This is a genomic window from Pseudomonas sp. NPDC089406 (assembly GCF_044900265.1).
Taxonomy (GTDB): Bacteria; Pseudomonadota; Gammaproteobacteria; order Pseudomonadales; family Pseudomonadaceae; genus Aquipseudomonas; species Aquipseudomonas fakonensis.
This window is the reverse complement of sequence record NZ_JBJDNC010000015.1, coordinates 117284-132208: the sequence shown is the minus strand read 5'-3', so window position 1 is coordinate 132208 and position 14925 is coordinate 117284. Positions and strand designations below refer to the sequence as shown.

The following is a 14925-nucleotide window of genomic DNA, read 5'->3' as shown; positions in this document are numbered from 1 at the left end:
CACTGGGACTTCACCCGACTGATGGCGATCCGTGAAGCCAACGAAGCGCAAATCGTCGAAGGCGCCGACGACAACCGCTTCCCGGTCTACCCGCAACGGCTGGTCGCCGACATCCGTCGTGCACTGCCATCCGAAGGCATCGTGGCCCTGGACAACGGCATCTACAAGATCTGGTTCGCCCGTAACTACAAGGCGCACAAGCCCAACACCGTGCTGCTGGACAACGCCCTGGCGACGATGGGTGCTGGCCTGCCATCGGCGATGGCTGCGCACCTGGTGTACCCGGACCGCCCGGTGATCTCGGTGTGCGGTGATGGTGGCTTCATGATGAACAGCCAGGAACTGGAAACCGCAGTCCGTCTGAACATGCACGTCACCGTAGTGATACTGCGTGACGACGGCTACGGCATGATCCGCTGGAAGCAGGCCAACATGGGCTTCACCGATTTCGGTCTGGACTACGGCAACCCGGACTTCGTCAAATACGCCGAAGCCTACGGTGCCAACGGCCACCGCGTGGAAAGCGCCGAAGGCCTGCTGCCGCTGCTGGAACACTGCATCAAGACCCCGGGCGTGCACGTGATCGACTGCCCAGTCGACTACAGCGAGAACGATCGGATCTTGAACATGGATCTCCGGGAGCGAAGCGCGACGGTGTAAGTGCTGATTCGTCATTCCTACTCGCTGCTAACAAGTATGAGGAGGATGCGAGCTGCTCGCTTCCTCCAATATCACCCTGTCTAAGCATCCAGTAGAGTCAATGCCTTTTCAGATCTGGCCTTCACGCTACGCTCTTCAGCTATGTATCTGGCCATAGGGCTCGCAGTTCTGCACACAGTTTCTGGTGCGCCTTTCGCGGCGACTAGCAGTCTCGACCGGTTCGCGTTGCTTGCGTGCAGAGGCCAATGCTAACGCTGCGCCTTGCAGATGCTTTATGGAAAACTCTCATGCGCTTTCCCTCAGGAGCGGGTGCAGGGGAGTGGTGATGTATTCCCGAGGGCTCGACTGCAGCTGGAACTTGAGCTCGTTTATCGCCCGATCCAAGTCGGTGGCCTCGACCATGGCGAAGGTGAACTTGTCCGGGCGCACCACTGCGACCGCTCCGCTTGAAAAACCCGAGCGCCTGAACCAAGCGACCATCTCGCCTTGCACGTCCTCGATCTCGAGTAGTTCACTGGTATTGGTGCGTTTGATATCGGCGCCCTGTGGGCGAGTGCCGAACGGGAATAGGGTGGCGAAGCGCGTATCCTGGATCTCAAGCAGCTGCCGGGAGGTCTGACTCAAGTGTGCGCGTGGATCGATCTCAAGACCGATCAAGGCGAAACCTTCGCCCAGTAGATCATCGAGCAATACTCGCTGGCCTTTGAAGGTGCGGACTTCGGGTTGCGGGATCATCCGGCCTTCAGGTGAGTGCCGACTTCGCCGCGGCATGCCCAGATAGCTGTCCGGGGCATAGGACGGGGCTGGTTTGAATCGGCCCTCACGCACGTAACGCCCTAGAAATGGCGTTGCCAGGACGGTCTTGACCAGCAGGTTGCGTACGATGCTGGAAACCGGGCTGGACATCGAAACGAAATCTTTCATTTGTACCGAGATGTCGATCATCGCCTTGGCATGATGGAAGCGTTCGGTGCCGTACGTGTCGAGCAGGCGATCACCTGCCAGACCCTTGATCACGGCGTCGATCTTCCAAGCCAGGTTGTAGGCATCGCGTACCCCGGAGCTCATGCCTTGGCCCATGAACTGTGGAGTCATGTGCGCCGCATCGCCAGCAATCAACACCCGGCCCTTGCGCCAATCCTTCGCCACCAAAGCGTTGAAGGTGTAGACCAGCTTGCGCTTGACTTCGAATTTGTCCGGATCGACGTAACGACTGATGAGGTTGCGCACCACCGTCGGATCTTCCATCTGCTCGCGGGTTTGGCCGGGCATCAGCATGAATTCGAACCGATGGAAACGTCCCGGCTGCGGGCAGCAGACGGTCGGGCAATCCGGGTCGCAGATGAAGCTGAAGTAGGGCAAGTGACGCAGGGCATCCTCGCCTTCTTTCATCTCCAGGTCGACTACCAGCCACGGTTCAGGGAAGTTTTTTCCGCTCATGGCAATGCCCAAGGCTTCGCGAACGATACTGCGGCCACCGTCCGCACCCACCAGATACCGCCCGCGAACAGTCTGCGGGTCGGGATCGATTTCGGATTCAGTGCGCTCATCGCTCGCCTCGCTGAAGCGGAAGGTGCTGGTGGCCTGATGGGTCACGGTAACGCCATGCTCATCCTGTTCGAACCGGGTGAGTTCACGCCCACGTGCAATTCGCACATTGGGATAACGACTGAGTAGGTCGCAGAGGGTGGTTTCCATCCAGGGCTGGTATAGAAAGTTGATGATCGGCCAGCCATAAGGGCGATCGAGGCGCCAGTATTGACCCAGAATCTTGCCGCTGGCGAGCACCCACTGCGCCGGCGTATCGACCTGCATATTGACCGCCAGTTCGGCGGCAACACCGGCAGCTTGCATGACGCGCATGCACTCGTCATCGGTGTAGACCGCCCGGGCATTGCCGTAGAACGTCGGTTCGCGCTCCAGTACCAGCACCGATAGGCCGCGTTTGCCCAGCAGATGCGCCAGCGTTGCTCCAGTCGGCCCCAGGCCAGAAATGATCACATCGACGGTTGGTACCGAATCGTTATTATTGTTCATGAGGATGCCTCTCCAAGAGCGGTGAATACTCAGGTTTGAGCAACGAGCGCATGCCGCGGATGAAGTTGCCCAGATTGTTGATTAGCGTGTGCCAGGTACCGCTTTTCTGCGGGCGATGGCCCCAGAGGCTGATGCCCTGATATGACGTCGTGCGCCACTGTGCTTCCTCGACCACCATGGCGTTGCAACCCAGTTCCAGCTCGAATCCGCTAGGGCTCATGACGTAGAAGGATTGCTCACGGTCATTCGGGTGTTCACCGATTTCATGTGCCATTTCAAAGCCGAGTTTTCGGCAGCGCAAATAGGCGTCGGTCAGTTCGCCGGCCGACGTGGTCAACAGGTTCATGTGCTGCACGCGGGTGCGTATCGGATCCATTGGCAGGCCACGCAGACGCGCGATAGCGATAGAGTGGTGACGCTCGTTGACCCTGAGAAAATCGATATCCAGCGTCAGTCCAGCAATGCGCTCGACGATATGGTCGCTGATTCGGGCATCGAATATTTCCTCCCAGAATCGTTGCATCTGTTGTGGCTTGCGTGAGGTGATCGCCAGATGGCCCATTCCGGCCGCACCGGTAATGAAGCCAGCACTGAGCATGTTCAGTGGTTTGTCTGTCAGTAGCGGCTCCCAGAACAGTTCGACGGCCATGCGTTTGGGGCCAAGCACCCGCCAGAATTTTTTCACCCCGCGATGTGCGGCTTCATCAGGTTGTCCGGGATGCGCCTCAATACCCAGGCGCTGCAAGCGATTGAGGACTTCGTCGAGGGTCGCCTGGTCACGCAATTGCCAGCCCACGGCCAGAAAGTCTTCCTGCCGGCCACGCTGGACAATGATGCGCCGTTGGTGCTGATCCATGCGAAAGGCCAGGGTCTGTTCGTCAAAGAAGGCCAAATGCAGGCCAATGCCATGCTGGAGTAACTCACGCCATTGATCGAGGTGGCAGGATTCGATCAGCGCGTAGCCCATGCTGCTGGCACCAAAAATGTCCGGCGTTGTACGGGTGGTCATCACTTGAGTGTTCATGGCAGCGGCTCAGCGTGCAGAACGGCTGATGAGGAAAGCCAGGGTCACGGCATTGAACTCGTCCGCGCGTTCCCATTGCACCCAGTGCCCGGTTCTGCCGAACAGGTAGAGATTGCAATCGGGCATGCGGCTGCGTAGGGCCTCGCCGCCGCTGGGACGGTTGACCTTGTCCTCCGTGCCCCAAAGCACCAAGGTCGGAACCTGGCAATGCTTGAGACGTGAGTCGCGAGTGAAGTCCCAGCGCGAAAAACGAGGGATTCCAATGGGGCGGCGCAGGGGTGGTGCGGCAATGACTTGCGGATCGATGCTGGCCTCGTAACGTTCCTGGATCATCTCGTCGCTGACCTGGCTGCCGTCGTACACCAAGTATTCGCGGATGAATCGGGTGATTTTGGCCAGTGTCGGACCCTCGCCGTTGTAGTAGTCGAGCAGCAGTTTGAGACCGGGCGTCGGCAGGCTGCGAGTGGTGTTGACGCCGCCGGGCCCCATCAGCACCAGTGCCGATATCCGGCCAGGTGCATCCAGGGCCATGCGCAGGGCGCAGGCACCACCCAATGAGTTGCCCACCACATGGGCGTTACTGATGTCGAGGGCATCAAGCAGGCCAAGCATCGCCCCCGCCAGATCGCCAAACGGGTCTTTGCGATCCACGCCTTTGGTGGATCGACCATAACCGGGCATGTCGACGACGATGACCCGAAACTGCACGGCCAGTGATTCGATATTGCGCGAGTAGTTGGAGAGGCCGGACGCTCCCGCGCCGCCACCGTGAAGCATCAACAACGGATGCCCGATCCCCGTTTCGCTGATGAATATCTGTCGTCGACCCACTTGCACCGTTCGTGAGGTCAAGGCGGGGAGAGGTTCTTTATTGTTCATTGTCAGCTCCTGGCGTGAGTCAATTCGACCCGGGCAGCGGGTTGGTACCTTGAAAAGACTCTAACACTCAAGTTCATTATTGAACAATAGTGTTCAATTGCGTTTTTTGAGCGGCCGATGAGAAGCCCGGTCTGTCAGGGATGTCGCCGATCAAAAGCAGGGAGGGGAATCTGGGACTGGTGGGATGTTCAGGTGGGAAAGCAGGACGCGCAAGCCCTGCCCGCGGCGTGAAGGCGGGCAAAGTCTTGCTAGAAAAACATCAGATCGCGAGTGTCGGGAGATCCTGGGTTGCAACGCTTCGCGCTTCATCGGCCGGCACGCCGAGCGCTCTCAGCACGAATTCGGCCATGTCTGAGCCCGCCTCGCGCCAGGTCTTTTGCCCCTGAAGTACAAGCATCGTCGCACCCAGGACGCCTCCACCGATCAGCGCCATCACCGAAGGCAATTGCTCCTGCCGAAAGCTGTACTGCTGATTTGTCAGGCCGCTTAGCACATCGTGCATGGGCGGACCGCTCCACATCTGCTGTAGCGTCTCGTTACTGGCCCCGTATCGTACGATGAAGCCACCCCAGTGCGGTTCTTCATGGGCGCGGCGGATATACAGGCGGATACCGGTTGCCAGGCGAACGGCAGGTGTCGCTTCGGGATCCGCGCTTCGAGCGGCCCTGTCATTCATTTCGGCACTGAGCTGGCTGGCGACATCCTCGAACAGCGATTCCACCGAGTTGAGGTTGTTGTAGATCGTGCCGCGGGCCACGCCAGCAATCTGGGCCAGTTCGCTGACATTGACCTCTTCGACACGCTTTTCGACAAACAGCCGGATCGCTGCCTCATGGATGCGCTTCTGCACGGGAGTGAGTTTCAAAGGAATGAGCTCCGACGAAAATTTCTGTGCATTGAACAATCGCGTTCAAAATATAGCAAATCTGGGTTCGTCGACGATTGACAGAATTGAACATTAGTGTTCAATATTGAGCTCTAGAGTTAATTTGTTCTGCCCGCCACATCGAGCGCAGGAACCGCAACTGCTCGGTTGAAGCCCAACCAAGAGAGTCAGCATGTCAGTCAAGCAAGGCCGTATCGACGTCCACCATCACATCATTCCGCCCGCATTCGTCGAAGCCATGAATGCCAGAGGATTACACCAGGTTGCCGGAGCGCCGTTGCCAGACTGGACACCGGAGAAGTCCATCGAATTGATGGATGCCAACGGGATCGAGCGGGCAATCACTTCACTCTCGGCACCAGGCGTTCACTTCGGCGAAGGCGTCCAGCAGGCCAGCGAACTGGCGCGGCGCTGCAATGATTTCGCCGCGCAAATGCGCACGCGATACCCCAATCGCTTCGGTAATTTCGCGGTGTTGCCGATGCCATTTACTGATGCAGCATGCCGTGAGGCCGTGCATGCGCTTGACCTGTTGAAGGCCGAGGGCATTGTTTTGCTGGGCAGTACGGATGGGGTATTTCTTGGCGATCAGCGGTTCGACGAATTGATGGCCGAGCTGGATCGTCGCAAAACCGTGGTGCTGATCCACCCCAACATGCACCAGACCAGCGAAAGCATCGGTCTCCAGACACCGGGTTTTCTCATCGAGTTTCTCTGCGATACCACCCGCGCAGCCGTCAACCTGATCCTCAGCGGAACAATGGAGCGCTATCCCGGCATCCGCTGGATTCTCGCCCACTCCGGCGGCTTCCTGCCGTTCGTGGCTTGGCGTGTGTCGTTGGCCAACATGCTTCCAGAGTTCCAGCAGCAGGTGCCGCAAGGCGTGATGACCTATATCCGCCGCTTCTACTACGACACGGCTTTGTCGCCTTCACCTTATTCCATGGCGGTGCTCAAGGAACTGGTGGAACCGTCGCACATTCTTTTCGGTAGTGACTATCCCTTCGCCCCTGCAGCCGCCACGGCATTGCAATGCCGCACGCTGGAGAACCTGGACATGTGGTCGCCGACGATCATGTACGGCATCAACCGAGGCCATGCGCTGAGTCTGTTCCCGCAGTACCGCCAGCCAAATGAAGTCGTGACGCCCGCGCCGATCTATCAGGGCGAATCCTTTTCGCAACGGTTACGACGCAGCATGGGGCGACCGATCGGTGCGCTGGCCGAGCGGATGCGCAAGCGCTGAGTCAGCGGGCCACCTTCCATTGCCGATTCCGCTGCTGACCATTGAATCCGAAGATTCACCCGCGGTGCCCCGGGGTTTTTCTCCCCGGTACTCAAATAATAACAAGAGCCAGGTCATGAAAATAAAGAATCAGCTTTACGTGCTGGGGCTATGCTTCACCTCCACTCAACTGCTGGCCAACGGCCTGCAAATCAACGAACAGAGCATTGGTTCAGCCGGCAAGGCCTATTCCGGTCGAGCCTCTGACGTTCAGGATGCGTCCATCGTTTATGGCAACCCGGCAGGGATGTCGCGCCTGGCGGGTCAGCACATCAGTGGCGGTGTCAGTTTCATCGATGTGAGTTCGCGCATCAGCAAGGTCGAAAGCAGCGTGTCAGGCACTTCGCAAGGCGATATGGTGCCCAATCCCATTGTGGTGCCATCGGGTTTCTACACCCTGCAACTCAACGATGACTGGCACGTGGGCTTCGGAGCCTATGCACCTTTTGGCGGCAGCACGGATTATGAGAGCAGCTTCCAAGGACGCTACCGCAGCTCGCAGACTCAAGTGAAGGTCATCACACTGCAGCCGACAGTCAGTTACCGGATCAATGATCGGCTGTCCGTGGGGTTCGGACCTACGATCAACCACATCGACGGGCTACTCGAAAGCAAGATCGCAAACAACGCGGTGGGCGGGCGGGGTGACGGTACGGTCAAAGTCACCGGCAACGACACTGCCCTGGGGTTCAACCTGGGCATCCTGTTCGATCCGTTCGATGACCTGACCCTTGGGCTGACTTATCACTCCAAGGTGGACTTCAACTTGAAGGGCAAGACCAAGGTATCCGGCGCCAACGGGCTGCTGTCACCGATTCCGGCGCTGGGGCTGCCGGGCCTCAACGGCAAATATGATGCGAGCCTGGAATTCACCACGCCGGAATCCATCGATGCCTCGGCAACCTGGCGGATCAACGATCGCCTGGATATTTCCGCCGGCGCGCTGTGGAGTCGCTGGAGCCAAGTGCAGGAGCTGCGGGTGCTGAACTCCGGTGTACCACGGGCCTACGGCGACTTTGGCACTATCGTCGAAACGCTGAAGTGGCGGGATACCTGGTCGTTCTCCACGGGCATAGCCTATCGCCTGAACAAAGCATGGAAGGTTCGTGCAGGCATCGCCTATGAGCCGACCCCTATGCCGAATCAATACAGCTCCACCCGCGCGCCGACCGGGGACCGCAAGATCTTCACTATGGGCCTGAACTGGCAGATGACCGATCAGACCTCTCTGGATCTGGGATACGGCTACATCCACGAAGACCCGGTAAAGGTATCCCAGGCCACGTCACAGGGTGGTCTGCGTCCGGGTTACAGCGCCACCTACCAGAGTACGGTCAACGGCCTGGGGCTCCAGCTGAACTACAGCTTCTGATCAGTCTCGCTGCACGACAAGGTTGCGCTGGACAAATAGATCGACAGTACCGGCCGCGCTGCGGTTTCGCGCCTCAACCCTCTCGCGTGGTTTGAGGTGCCGCTCGCAGCTAGCCTGAGTTTTGACAATATTTTTCAATTAAAACAAAGATGTGCATTAAGTGCACAAGTGAGTGGTTTTTCATTGTCGAGCTGGCAGCGCCATTCCTATACTCGCCGCAACAACTACAAATGCCCTGACAAGGGGGAACACCATGCGCCATGCCTGCCTGTCGTCCTTACCCGGTGCCTGCGCCTTCCAATACCAAAGCGTAGCGCCGATGCGCTAACACCCGTACCAGCCAAAACGCCCGTTCATCCCCCTTGCGCCTGCCTGCGCGAGGACGGTCGCGGCTTGCCTGGAAACTTTCCGGGCCGCCGTGGGCAGTGTCGAGGATTACAACAATGAACAAGCCGCATCCAGATCACATCCAGGCCGACTACACCGCAGACGTGGTGATCATCGGCGCAGGCCCCGTCGGGCTGGCCATCGCCAACTATCTCGGCCAGGCCGGGGTGCAGGTGCTGCAGATCGAGAAGCTCGACCAGCTGATCGACTACCCCCGCGCCATCGGCATCGATGACGAGTCGCTGCGTACCGTGCAGGCCATCGGCCTGGTCGAGCAGGTCCTGCCGCATACCACGCCGTGGCACGCCATGCGCTTCCTGACCCCCAAGGGCCGCTGCTTCGCCGATATCCAGCCGACCACCGACGAGTTTGGCTGGTCGCGCCGCAACGCCTTCATCCAGCCGCAGGTCGATGCCGTGCTGCATCGGGGCCTGGAACGCTTCGCCAATGTGCGCACGCTGTTTTCCCGCGATGTGGTGGAGTTCCAGCAGGACGAGCAGGGCGTCAGCCTGCGCATGAACGGTCCCGAAGGCCGCCAGGAAACGGTGCGCGGCCGCTACCTGGTGGCGTGTGACGGTGGCAACAGCCTGATCCGCCGTACCCTGGACATCTCTTTCGAAGGCAAGACCGCGCCCAACCAGTGGATCGTCATCGACATCGCCAACGACCCGCTCGGCACGCCCAACGTCTACCTGTGCTGTGATCCGGTGCGCCCGTATGTCTCGGCGGCACTGCCCCACGGCGTGCGGCGTTTCGAGTTCATGGTGATGCCGGGGGAAACCGAAGAAGACCTGGGCAAGCCCGAGAACATGCGCAGGCTGCTGGCCAAGGTGCTGCCAGACCCGGACCGCGTCGAGCTGATCCGCAAGCGCGTCTACACCCACAACGCCCGCCTGGCCGGCCGCTTCCGCGTCAAGCGGGTGCTGTTGGCCGGCGATGCCGCGCACATCATGCCGGTCTGGCAGGGCCAGGGGTACAACAGCGGCATGCGCGACGCCAGCAACCTCGGTTGGAAGCTGGCCCTGGTGGCCAAGGGCCTGGCTGGCGAAGGGCTGCTCGACACCTACGAGCAGGAGCGCCGTGACCACGCCAAGGCGATGATCGACCTGTCTGTGCTGGCCGGCCATGTGCTGGCGCCGCCCAAGCGCTGGCAGGGCGCGCTGCGTGACGGTATCTCGTGGGCGCTGAACTACCTGCCGGCGGTCAAGCGCTACTTCCTGGAGATGCGCTTCAAGCCCATGCCGCAATACACCAAGGGTGCCTTGGCAGCGGTGGAAAACAGCAAGGACTCGCCGGTCGGGCGCATGTTCATCCAGCCCAAGGTGGTCACCGAGTCCGGCGAAACCCGCCTGCTCGACGACATCATCGGCAGCAACTTCGCCGTCATCGCCTGGGGCAGTGACCCGCTTTGGGGCCTGAGCGCTGCCCAGATTGATGCCTGGCGCGCGCTGGGGACCTGCTTCATCCAGGTGCTGCCGGAAGTCCAACTCAAGGCCGGGCGTGAAGTGCCGGATGGGGTCATCCGCGTGGGTGACAGCACGGGCCGCCTGAAAGAGTGGTTCGGCCGCTTCCCGGTGTCCATCGCCCTGCTGCGTCCGGACCGTTTCGTTGGCGCCGTGGCCATCCCGCAGACCATTGGCCAGGCCAGCGATACCCTGCTGCGCGCCTTGGCGGCGCAACCCCAGGCGGCCCAGCAGGCGCCGCTGGCAGCGAAGGTGGCGTGAGATGAGCGCCTATCTTCACTGCCTGTCGCATACCCCGCTGGTTGGCTATGTCGACCCGCCCCAAGCCGTGCTGGCCGAGGTCGACGAGGTGATCGGCGCAGCCCGTGCCCGCATCGCCGCGTTCGACCCGGAGCTGGTGGTGTTGTTCGCCCCGGACCATTACAACGGCTTTTTCTATGATGTCATGCCGGCGTTCTGCATCGGCATGGGTGCCACCGCCATCGGCGATTTCCAGAGTGCCGCCGGCCCGCTCGACGTGCCACGCGACGTCGCTGAGGCTTGTGCCGACGCGGTGCTGGAAGCCGGCCTGGACGCTGCCGTGTCCTACCGCATGCAGGTCGACCATGGCTTTGCCCAGCCGCTGGAGTTTCTGCTGGGCGGGCTCGCCGAGAAGCCGGTGATCCCGGTGTTCATCAACAGCGTTGCGGTGCCGCTGCCAAGCTTCGCCCGCGCCCGCCTGCTTGGCGAGGCCATTGGGCGCTTCGCCCGGGCCACCGGCAAGCGCGTGCTGTTTCTCGGCTCCGGTGGCCTGTCGCACCAGCCGCCGGTACCGGAGCTGGCCCACGTCGATGCGCGCATGGCCGATCGCCTGATGGGCAGTGGCCGCGACCTGCCGGCCAACGAGCGCCAGGCCCGCCAGCAACGGGTGATCAGCGCCGCCGAAGGTTTCGTGCGCGACCAGAACACGCTGCATCCGCTCAACCCGACCTGGGACAACCACTTCCTCGACCTGCTCGAGCAGCGCCGCTTCGGGGAACTCGATGCCATGGCCAATGCCGAGCTGTCGACCCTGGCCGGCAAGTCGACCCACGAGGTCAAGACCTGGGTGGCGGCCTTCGCCGCGCTGTCCGCGTTCGGCGACTACCAGGCCAGCGAGCGCTACTACCGGCCGATTCCCGAGTGGATCGCAGGTTTTGGCTCGCTCAGTGCCCATTCCCTTACTTGATCAACGGAGGACTTCCATCATGACCAGCATCTCTATCAGTGAAGCCGCCAGCAGCCGTTTCGCCCGCATCCGCGAAGGCGAGCTCGACCTGCAAGTGCACTACAACGACCTCGGCGAGGGCGCCGAGACCGTGGTCATGCTGCATGGCTCCGGGCCTGGTGCCAGTGGTTGGGCCAACTTCAACCGCAACATCGAACCGCTGCTGGCCGCCGGCTACCGCGTAGTGCTGATGGACTGCCCGGGCTGGAGCAAGAGCGACCCGATCGTCTGCCGCAGCTCACGCTCGGACCTCAACGCCACCGCGCTCAAGGGCCTGCTCGATGTGCTGGGCCTGGAGCGCGTGCATATCCTCGGCAACTCCATGGGCGGTCACAGCGCCGTGGCCTTCACCCTGAGCTACCCCGAGCGTGTCGGCAAACTGGTCCTGATGGGTGGTGGTACCGGTGGCGCCAGCCCGTTCGTGCCGATGCCCACCGAAGGCATCAAGCTGATCAACGCGCTGTACCGTGAGCCGACCATCGACAACCTGAAGAAGATGATGAACGTCTTCGTCTACGACCCGAGCGACCTCACCGAGGCGCTGTTCCAGACCCGCCTGGACAACATGCTCAGCCGCCGCGATCACCTCGACAACTTCGTCGCCAGCCTGGCTGCCAACCCCAAGCAATTCCCCGACTTCGGCGCACGCCTGGGCGAGATCAAGGCCAAGACCCTGGTGATCTGGGGTCGCAACGACCGCTTCGTGCCGATGGACGTCGGCCTGCGCCTGATCGCCGGTATCGCCAACTCCGAACTGCACGTGTTCAACAACTGCGGCCACTGGGCCCAGTGGGAACACGCCGACACCTTCAACCGCCTGGTTCTGGACTTCCTCCAGCACTGATTTGAGGTACACCCCATGACCATCGATTCGCAAACCCTCGAGCGCCTGGCTGCCGACCTGCGCCGCGCCGAACAGCAGGGCGAGGCCATCGCCCCGCTGCGTGACACCATCGGTGCGGAAAACGCCGAGGCGGCCTACGCCATCCAGCGCCTGAACGTCGCCCACGCCCTGGCAGGCGGGCGCCGCCTGGTGGGCCGCAAGATCGGCCTGACCAACCCCAAGGTGCAGGCCCAGCTGGGTGTCGACCAGCCGGACTTCGGCAGCCTGTTCGCCGACATGTGCTATGGCGATAACGAAAGCGTGCCGTACGCCAGCGTCCTGCAGCCGAAGATCGAGGCCGAGATCGCCCTGGTGCTGGCCCATGACCTGCCCAGCGCGCAGACCACCTTCGCCGACGTGATCGGCGCTACCGGACTTGTGCTGCCGGCGCTGGAAATCGTCGGCAGCCGCATCCAGGGCTGGAACATCCGCTTCGCCGACACCGTGGCCGACAACGCCTCCAGCGGCTGCTTCGTGCTTGGCGGCCCGGCCCGTCCGCTGCACGACCTCGACCTGCGCGGTGCGGCCATGCGCATGACCCGCAACGGTGAGCTGGTGTCCAGCGGCAGCGGCGCCGAATGCCTCGGCCACCCGCTCAACGCCGCGGTGTGGCTGGCCCGCACCATGGCGCGCCTGGGCGAGCCACTGCGTGCTGGCGACATCATCCTCACCGGCGCCCTCGGGCCGATGGTGGCGGTGGCGCCGGGCGATCATTTCGAAGCCGAGATCGACGGCCTGGGCCGTGTCGGCGTGACCTTCAGCGGCGAGTGATGGAGATCCCCATGAGCCAGAAACGCAAAGTCGCCATCATTGGTTCCGGCAATATCGGCACCGACCTGATGATCAAGATCCTGCGCAACGCCAAGCACCTGGAAATGGCCGCCATGGTCGGCATCGACCCGGCCTCCGACGGCCTGGCCCGCGCTGCCCGCATGGGCGTGGCCACCACCCACGAAGGCGTCGAAGGGCTGGCTCGCCTGCCAGTGTTCAAGGACATCGATTTCGTCTTCGACGCCACCAGCGCCGGTGCCCACGTGAAGAACGACGCCTTCCTGCGCCAGCACAAGGCCGACCTGCGCATGATCGACCTGACCCCGGCGGCCATCGGCCCGTACTGCGTGCCGGTGGTCAACCTCGAGCAGCACTTGCAGGCGACCAACGTCAACATGGTCACCTGCGGTGGCCAGGCGACCATCCCGATGGTCGCGGCGGTCTCCCGCGTGGCCAAGGTGCACTACGCCGAGATCGTCGCCTCGATCGCCAGCAAGTCCGCCGGCCCCGGTACCCGCGCCAACATCGACGAGTTCACCGAGACCACCAGCAAGGCCATCGAAGTGATCGGCGGCGCGAGCAAGGGCAAGGCAATCATCATCATGAACCCCGCCGAGCCGCCGCTGATGATGCGCGACACGGTGTACGTGCTGAGCGACGCCGCCGACGAGCGACAGGTGGCGGCGAGCGTCGAGGAAATGGCCGCCGCGGTGCAGGCCTACGTGCCGGGCTACCGCCTCAAGCAGCAGGTGCAGTTCGAACAGGTGCGCGACCTCAAGCTGCCCGGCCAGGGCACCTTCACTGGCCTCAAGACCTCGGTGTTCCTCGAAGTCGAAGGCGCCGCCCACTACCTGCCGGCCTATGCCGGCAACCTCGACATCATGACTTCCGCCGCGCTGGCCACCGCCGAGCGCATGGCCCTGGCGATGGGAGCTTTGGCATGAACGGCAAGAAACTCTACATCTCCGACGTGACCCTGCGCGACGGCATGCATGCCATCCGCCACCAGTATTCCCTGGACGACGTGCGCGCCATCGCCACGGCCCTGGACCGGGCCAAGGTCGACTCCATCGAAGTCGCCCACGGCGACGGCCTGCAGGGTTCCAGCTTCAACTACGGCTTCGGTGCCCACACCGACCTCGAATGGATCGAAGCAGCAGCCGACGCGGTCAGCCACGCCAAGATCGCCACGCTGCTGCTGCCAGGGATCGGCACCATTCATGACCTGAAAAACGCCTACGACGCCGGTGCCCGCATCGTGCGCGTGGCTACCCACTGCACCGAAGCGGACGTCTCTCGCCAGCACATCGAGTACGCCCGCGAGCTGGGCATGGACACCGTCGGTTTCCTGATGATGAGCCACATGCAGACGCCCGAGGGGCTGGCGCAGCAGGCCAAGCTGATGGAGAGCTACGGCGCCACCTGCATCTACGTGGTGGACTCGGGCGGGGCGATGAACATGGATGATATCCGTGCGCGCTTCCGTGCGGTCAAGGCCGTGCTCGACCCGGCGACCTCCACCGGTATCCATGCCCACCACAACCTCAGCCTGGGCGTGGCCAACTCCATCGCCGCGGTGGAGGAGGGCTGCGACCGCATCGACGCCAGCCTCGCCGGCATGGGCGCCGGTGCCGGCAACGCGCCGCTGGAGGTGTTCATCGCCGCCGCCGACAAGCTCGGCTGGAACCACGGTACCGACCTGTATGCGCTGATGGATGCTGCCGACGACCTGGTGCGCCCGCTGCAGGACCGCCCGGTGCGGGTGGACCGCGAAACCCTGGCGCTGGGTTATGCCGGGGTCTACTCGAGCTTCCTGCGCCATGCCGAGGTGGCCGCTGCCCGCTACGGCATCAAGGCGGTGGACATCCTCGTCGAGCTGGGCAAGCGCAGGATGGTGGGTGGTCAGGAAGACATGATCGTGGACGTGGCGCTGGACTTGCTCAAGCGCTGATCCGAGAAACGGGGCTGCTGCGCAGCCATCGCAGGGCAAGTCGCAGCGGCGAACCGCCGCTCCTACAAGGACGATGCAGCG

Annotated in this window: 13 protein-coding genes and 1 pseudogene; 9 read left to right on the top strand and 5 right to left on the bottom strand. The window is 62.1% G+C overall.

Going from position 1 to position 14925, the window contains the following annotated elements; all coding sequences use genetic code 11:
- On the top strand, positions 1 to 660 hold a 660-nt coding region (locus ACI2KK_RS13155; protein WP_404669212.1), incomplete at its 5' end, for a thiamine pyrophosphate-dependent enzyme.
- 285 nt (positions 661 to 945) lie between these two features.
- On the opposite strand, the gene ACI2KK_RS13150 is transcribed toward ACI2KK_RS13155, so the two are convergent.
- The 5 genes and pseudogenes from ACI2KK_RS13150 to ACI2KK_RS13130 form a co-directional block, all read right to left on the bottom strand.
- Entirely contained in the window at positions 946 to 2697 is a 1752-nt protein-coding gene (locus ACI2KK_RS13150; RefSeq protein ID WP_404669211.1) for a bifunctional 3-(3-hydroxy-phenyl)propionate/3-hydroxycinnamic acid hydroxylase, read from the bottom strand.
- Positions 2687 to 3721: a VOC family protein gene (locus ACI2KK_RS13145; protein WP_400620641.1), complete on the bottom strand. Its 1035-nt coding sequence runs from the start codon at positions 3719 to 3721 to the stop codon at positions 2687 to 2689. Before ACI2KK_RS13145 ends, ACI2KK_RS13150 begins: the two co-directional genes overlap by 11 nt.
- 9 nt (positions 3722 to 3730) lie before the next feature.
- The gene (locus ACI2KK_RS13140) at positions 3731 to 4600 is read right to left on the bottom strand and encodes an alpha/beta fold hydrolase (RefSeq protein ID WP_404669210.1); all 870 of its coding nucleotides are present in this window, start codon (positions 4598 to 4600) and stop codon (positions 3731 to 3733) included.
- A gap of 259 nt (positions 4601 to 4859) precedes the next feature.
- Positions 4860 to 5276: a hypothetical protein gene (locus tag ACI2KK_RS13135; RefSeq protein WP_400620822.1), complete on the bottom strand. Its 417-nt coding sequence runs from the start codon at positions 5274 to 5276 to the stop codon at positions 4860 to 4862.
- A gap of 36 nt (positions 5277 to 5312) precedes the next feature.
- Positions 5313 to 5468, bottom strand: a pseudogene (locus ACI2KK_RS13130) (TetR/AcrR family transcriptional regulator); the annotation flags it as partial.
- Between the two features lie 190 nt (positions 5469 to 5658).
- On the opposite strand from ACI2KK_RS13130, the gene ACI2KK_RS13125 reads away from it, so the two are divergent.
- From ACI2KK_RS13125 to mhpE, 8 genes are all read left to right on the top strand, one after another.
- Positions 5659 to 6732, top strand: coding sequence for an amidohydrolase family protein (locus tag ACI2KK_RS13125; RefSeq protein WP_400620632.1), 1074 nt, complete (start codon positions 5659 to 5661; stop codon positions 6730 to 6732).
- 115 nt (positions 6733 to 6847) lie between these two features.
- Positions 6848 to 8143, top strand: a complete 1296-nt coding sequence (locus tag ACI2KK_RS13120; RefSeq protein ID WP_400620629.1) for an OmpP1/FadL family transporter — start codon at positions 6848 to 6850, stop codon at positions 8141 to 8143.
- A 443-nt stretch (positions 8144 to 8586) separates the two neighbouring features.
- A complete protein-coding gene (locus ACI2KK_RS13115; RefSeq protein ID WP_404669209.1) occupies positions 8587 to 10254 on the top strand; it encodes a bifunctional 3-(3-hydroxy-phenyl)propionate/3-hydroxycinnamic acid hydroxylase in 1668 nt (555 codons plus the stop codon).
- A gap of 1 nt (position 10255) precedes the next feature.
- Positions 10256 to 11200 (top strand): 3-carboxyethylcatechol 2,3-dioxygenase, encoded by a 945-nt coding sequence (gene mhpB / locus ACI2KK_RS13110; RefSeq protein WP_404669208.1) that lies wholly within the window; start codon positions 10256 to 10258, stop codon positions 11198 to 11200.
- A 19-nt stretch (positions 11201 to 11219) separates the two neighbouring features.
- Positions 11220 to 12083 (top strand): alpha/beta fold hydrolase, encoded by an 864-nt coding sequence (locus tag ACI2KK_RS13105; protein WP_201176047.1) that lies wholly within the window; start codon positions 11220 to 11222, stop codon positions 12081 to 12083.
- Positions 12084 to 12098: 15 nt separating this feature from the next.
- Positions 12099 to 12893, top strand: coding sequence for a 2-keto-4-pentenoate hydratase (mhpD, locus tag ACI2KK_RS13100; protein WP_400620620.1), 795 nt, complete (start codon positions 12099 to 12101; stop codon positions 12891 to 12893).
- A gap of 11 nt (positions 12894 to 12904) precedes the next feature.
- Positions 12905 to 13837, top strand: a complete 933-nt coding sequence (locus ACI2KK_RS13095; protein WP_400620617.1) for an acetaldehyde dehydrogenase (acetylating) — start codon at positions 12905 to 12907, stop codon at positions 13835 to 13837.
- Positions 13834 to 14844, top strand: coding sequence for a 4-hydroxy-2-oxovalerate aldolase (mhpE, locus tag ACI2KK_RS13090; protein ID WP_404669207.1), 1011 nt, complete (start codon positions 13834 to 13836; stop codon positions 14842 to 14844). The genes ACI2KK_RS13095 and mhpE overlap by 4 nt, the downstream gene beginning before the upstream one ends.
- Positions 14845 to 14925: the final 81 nt, after the last annotated feature.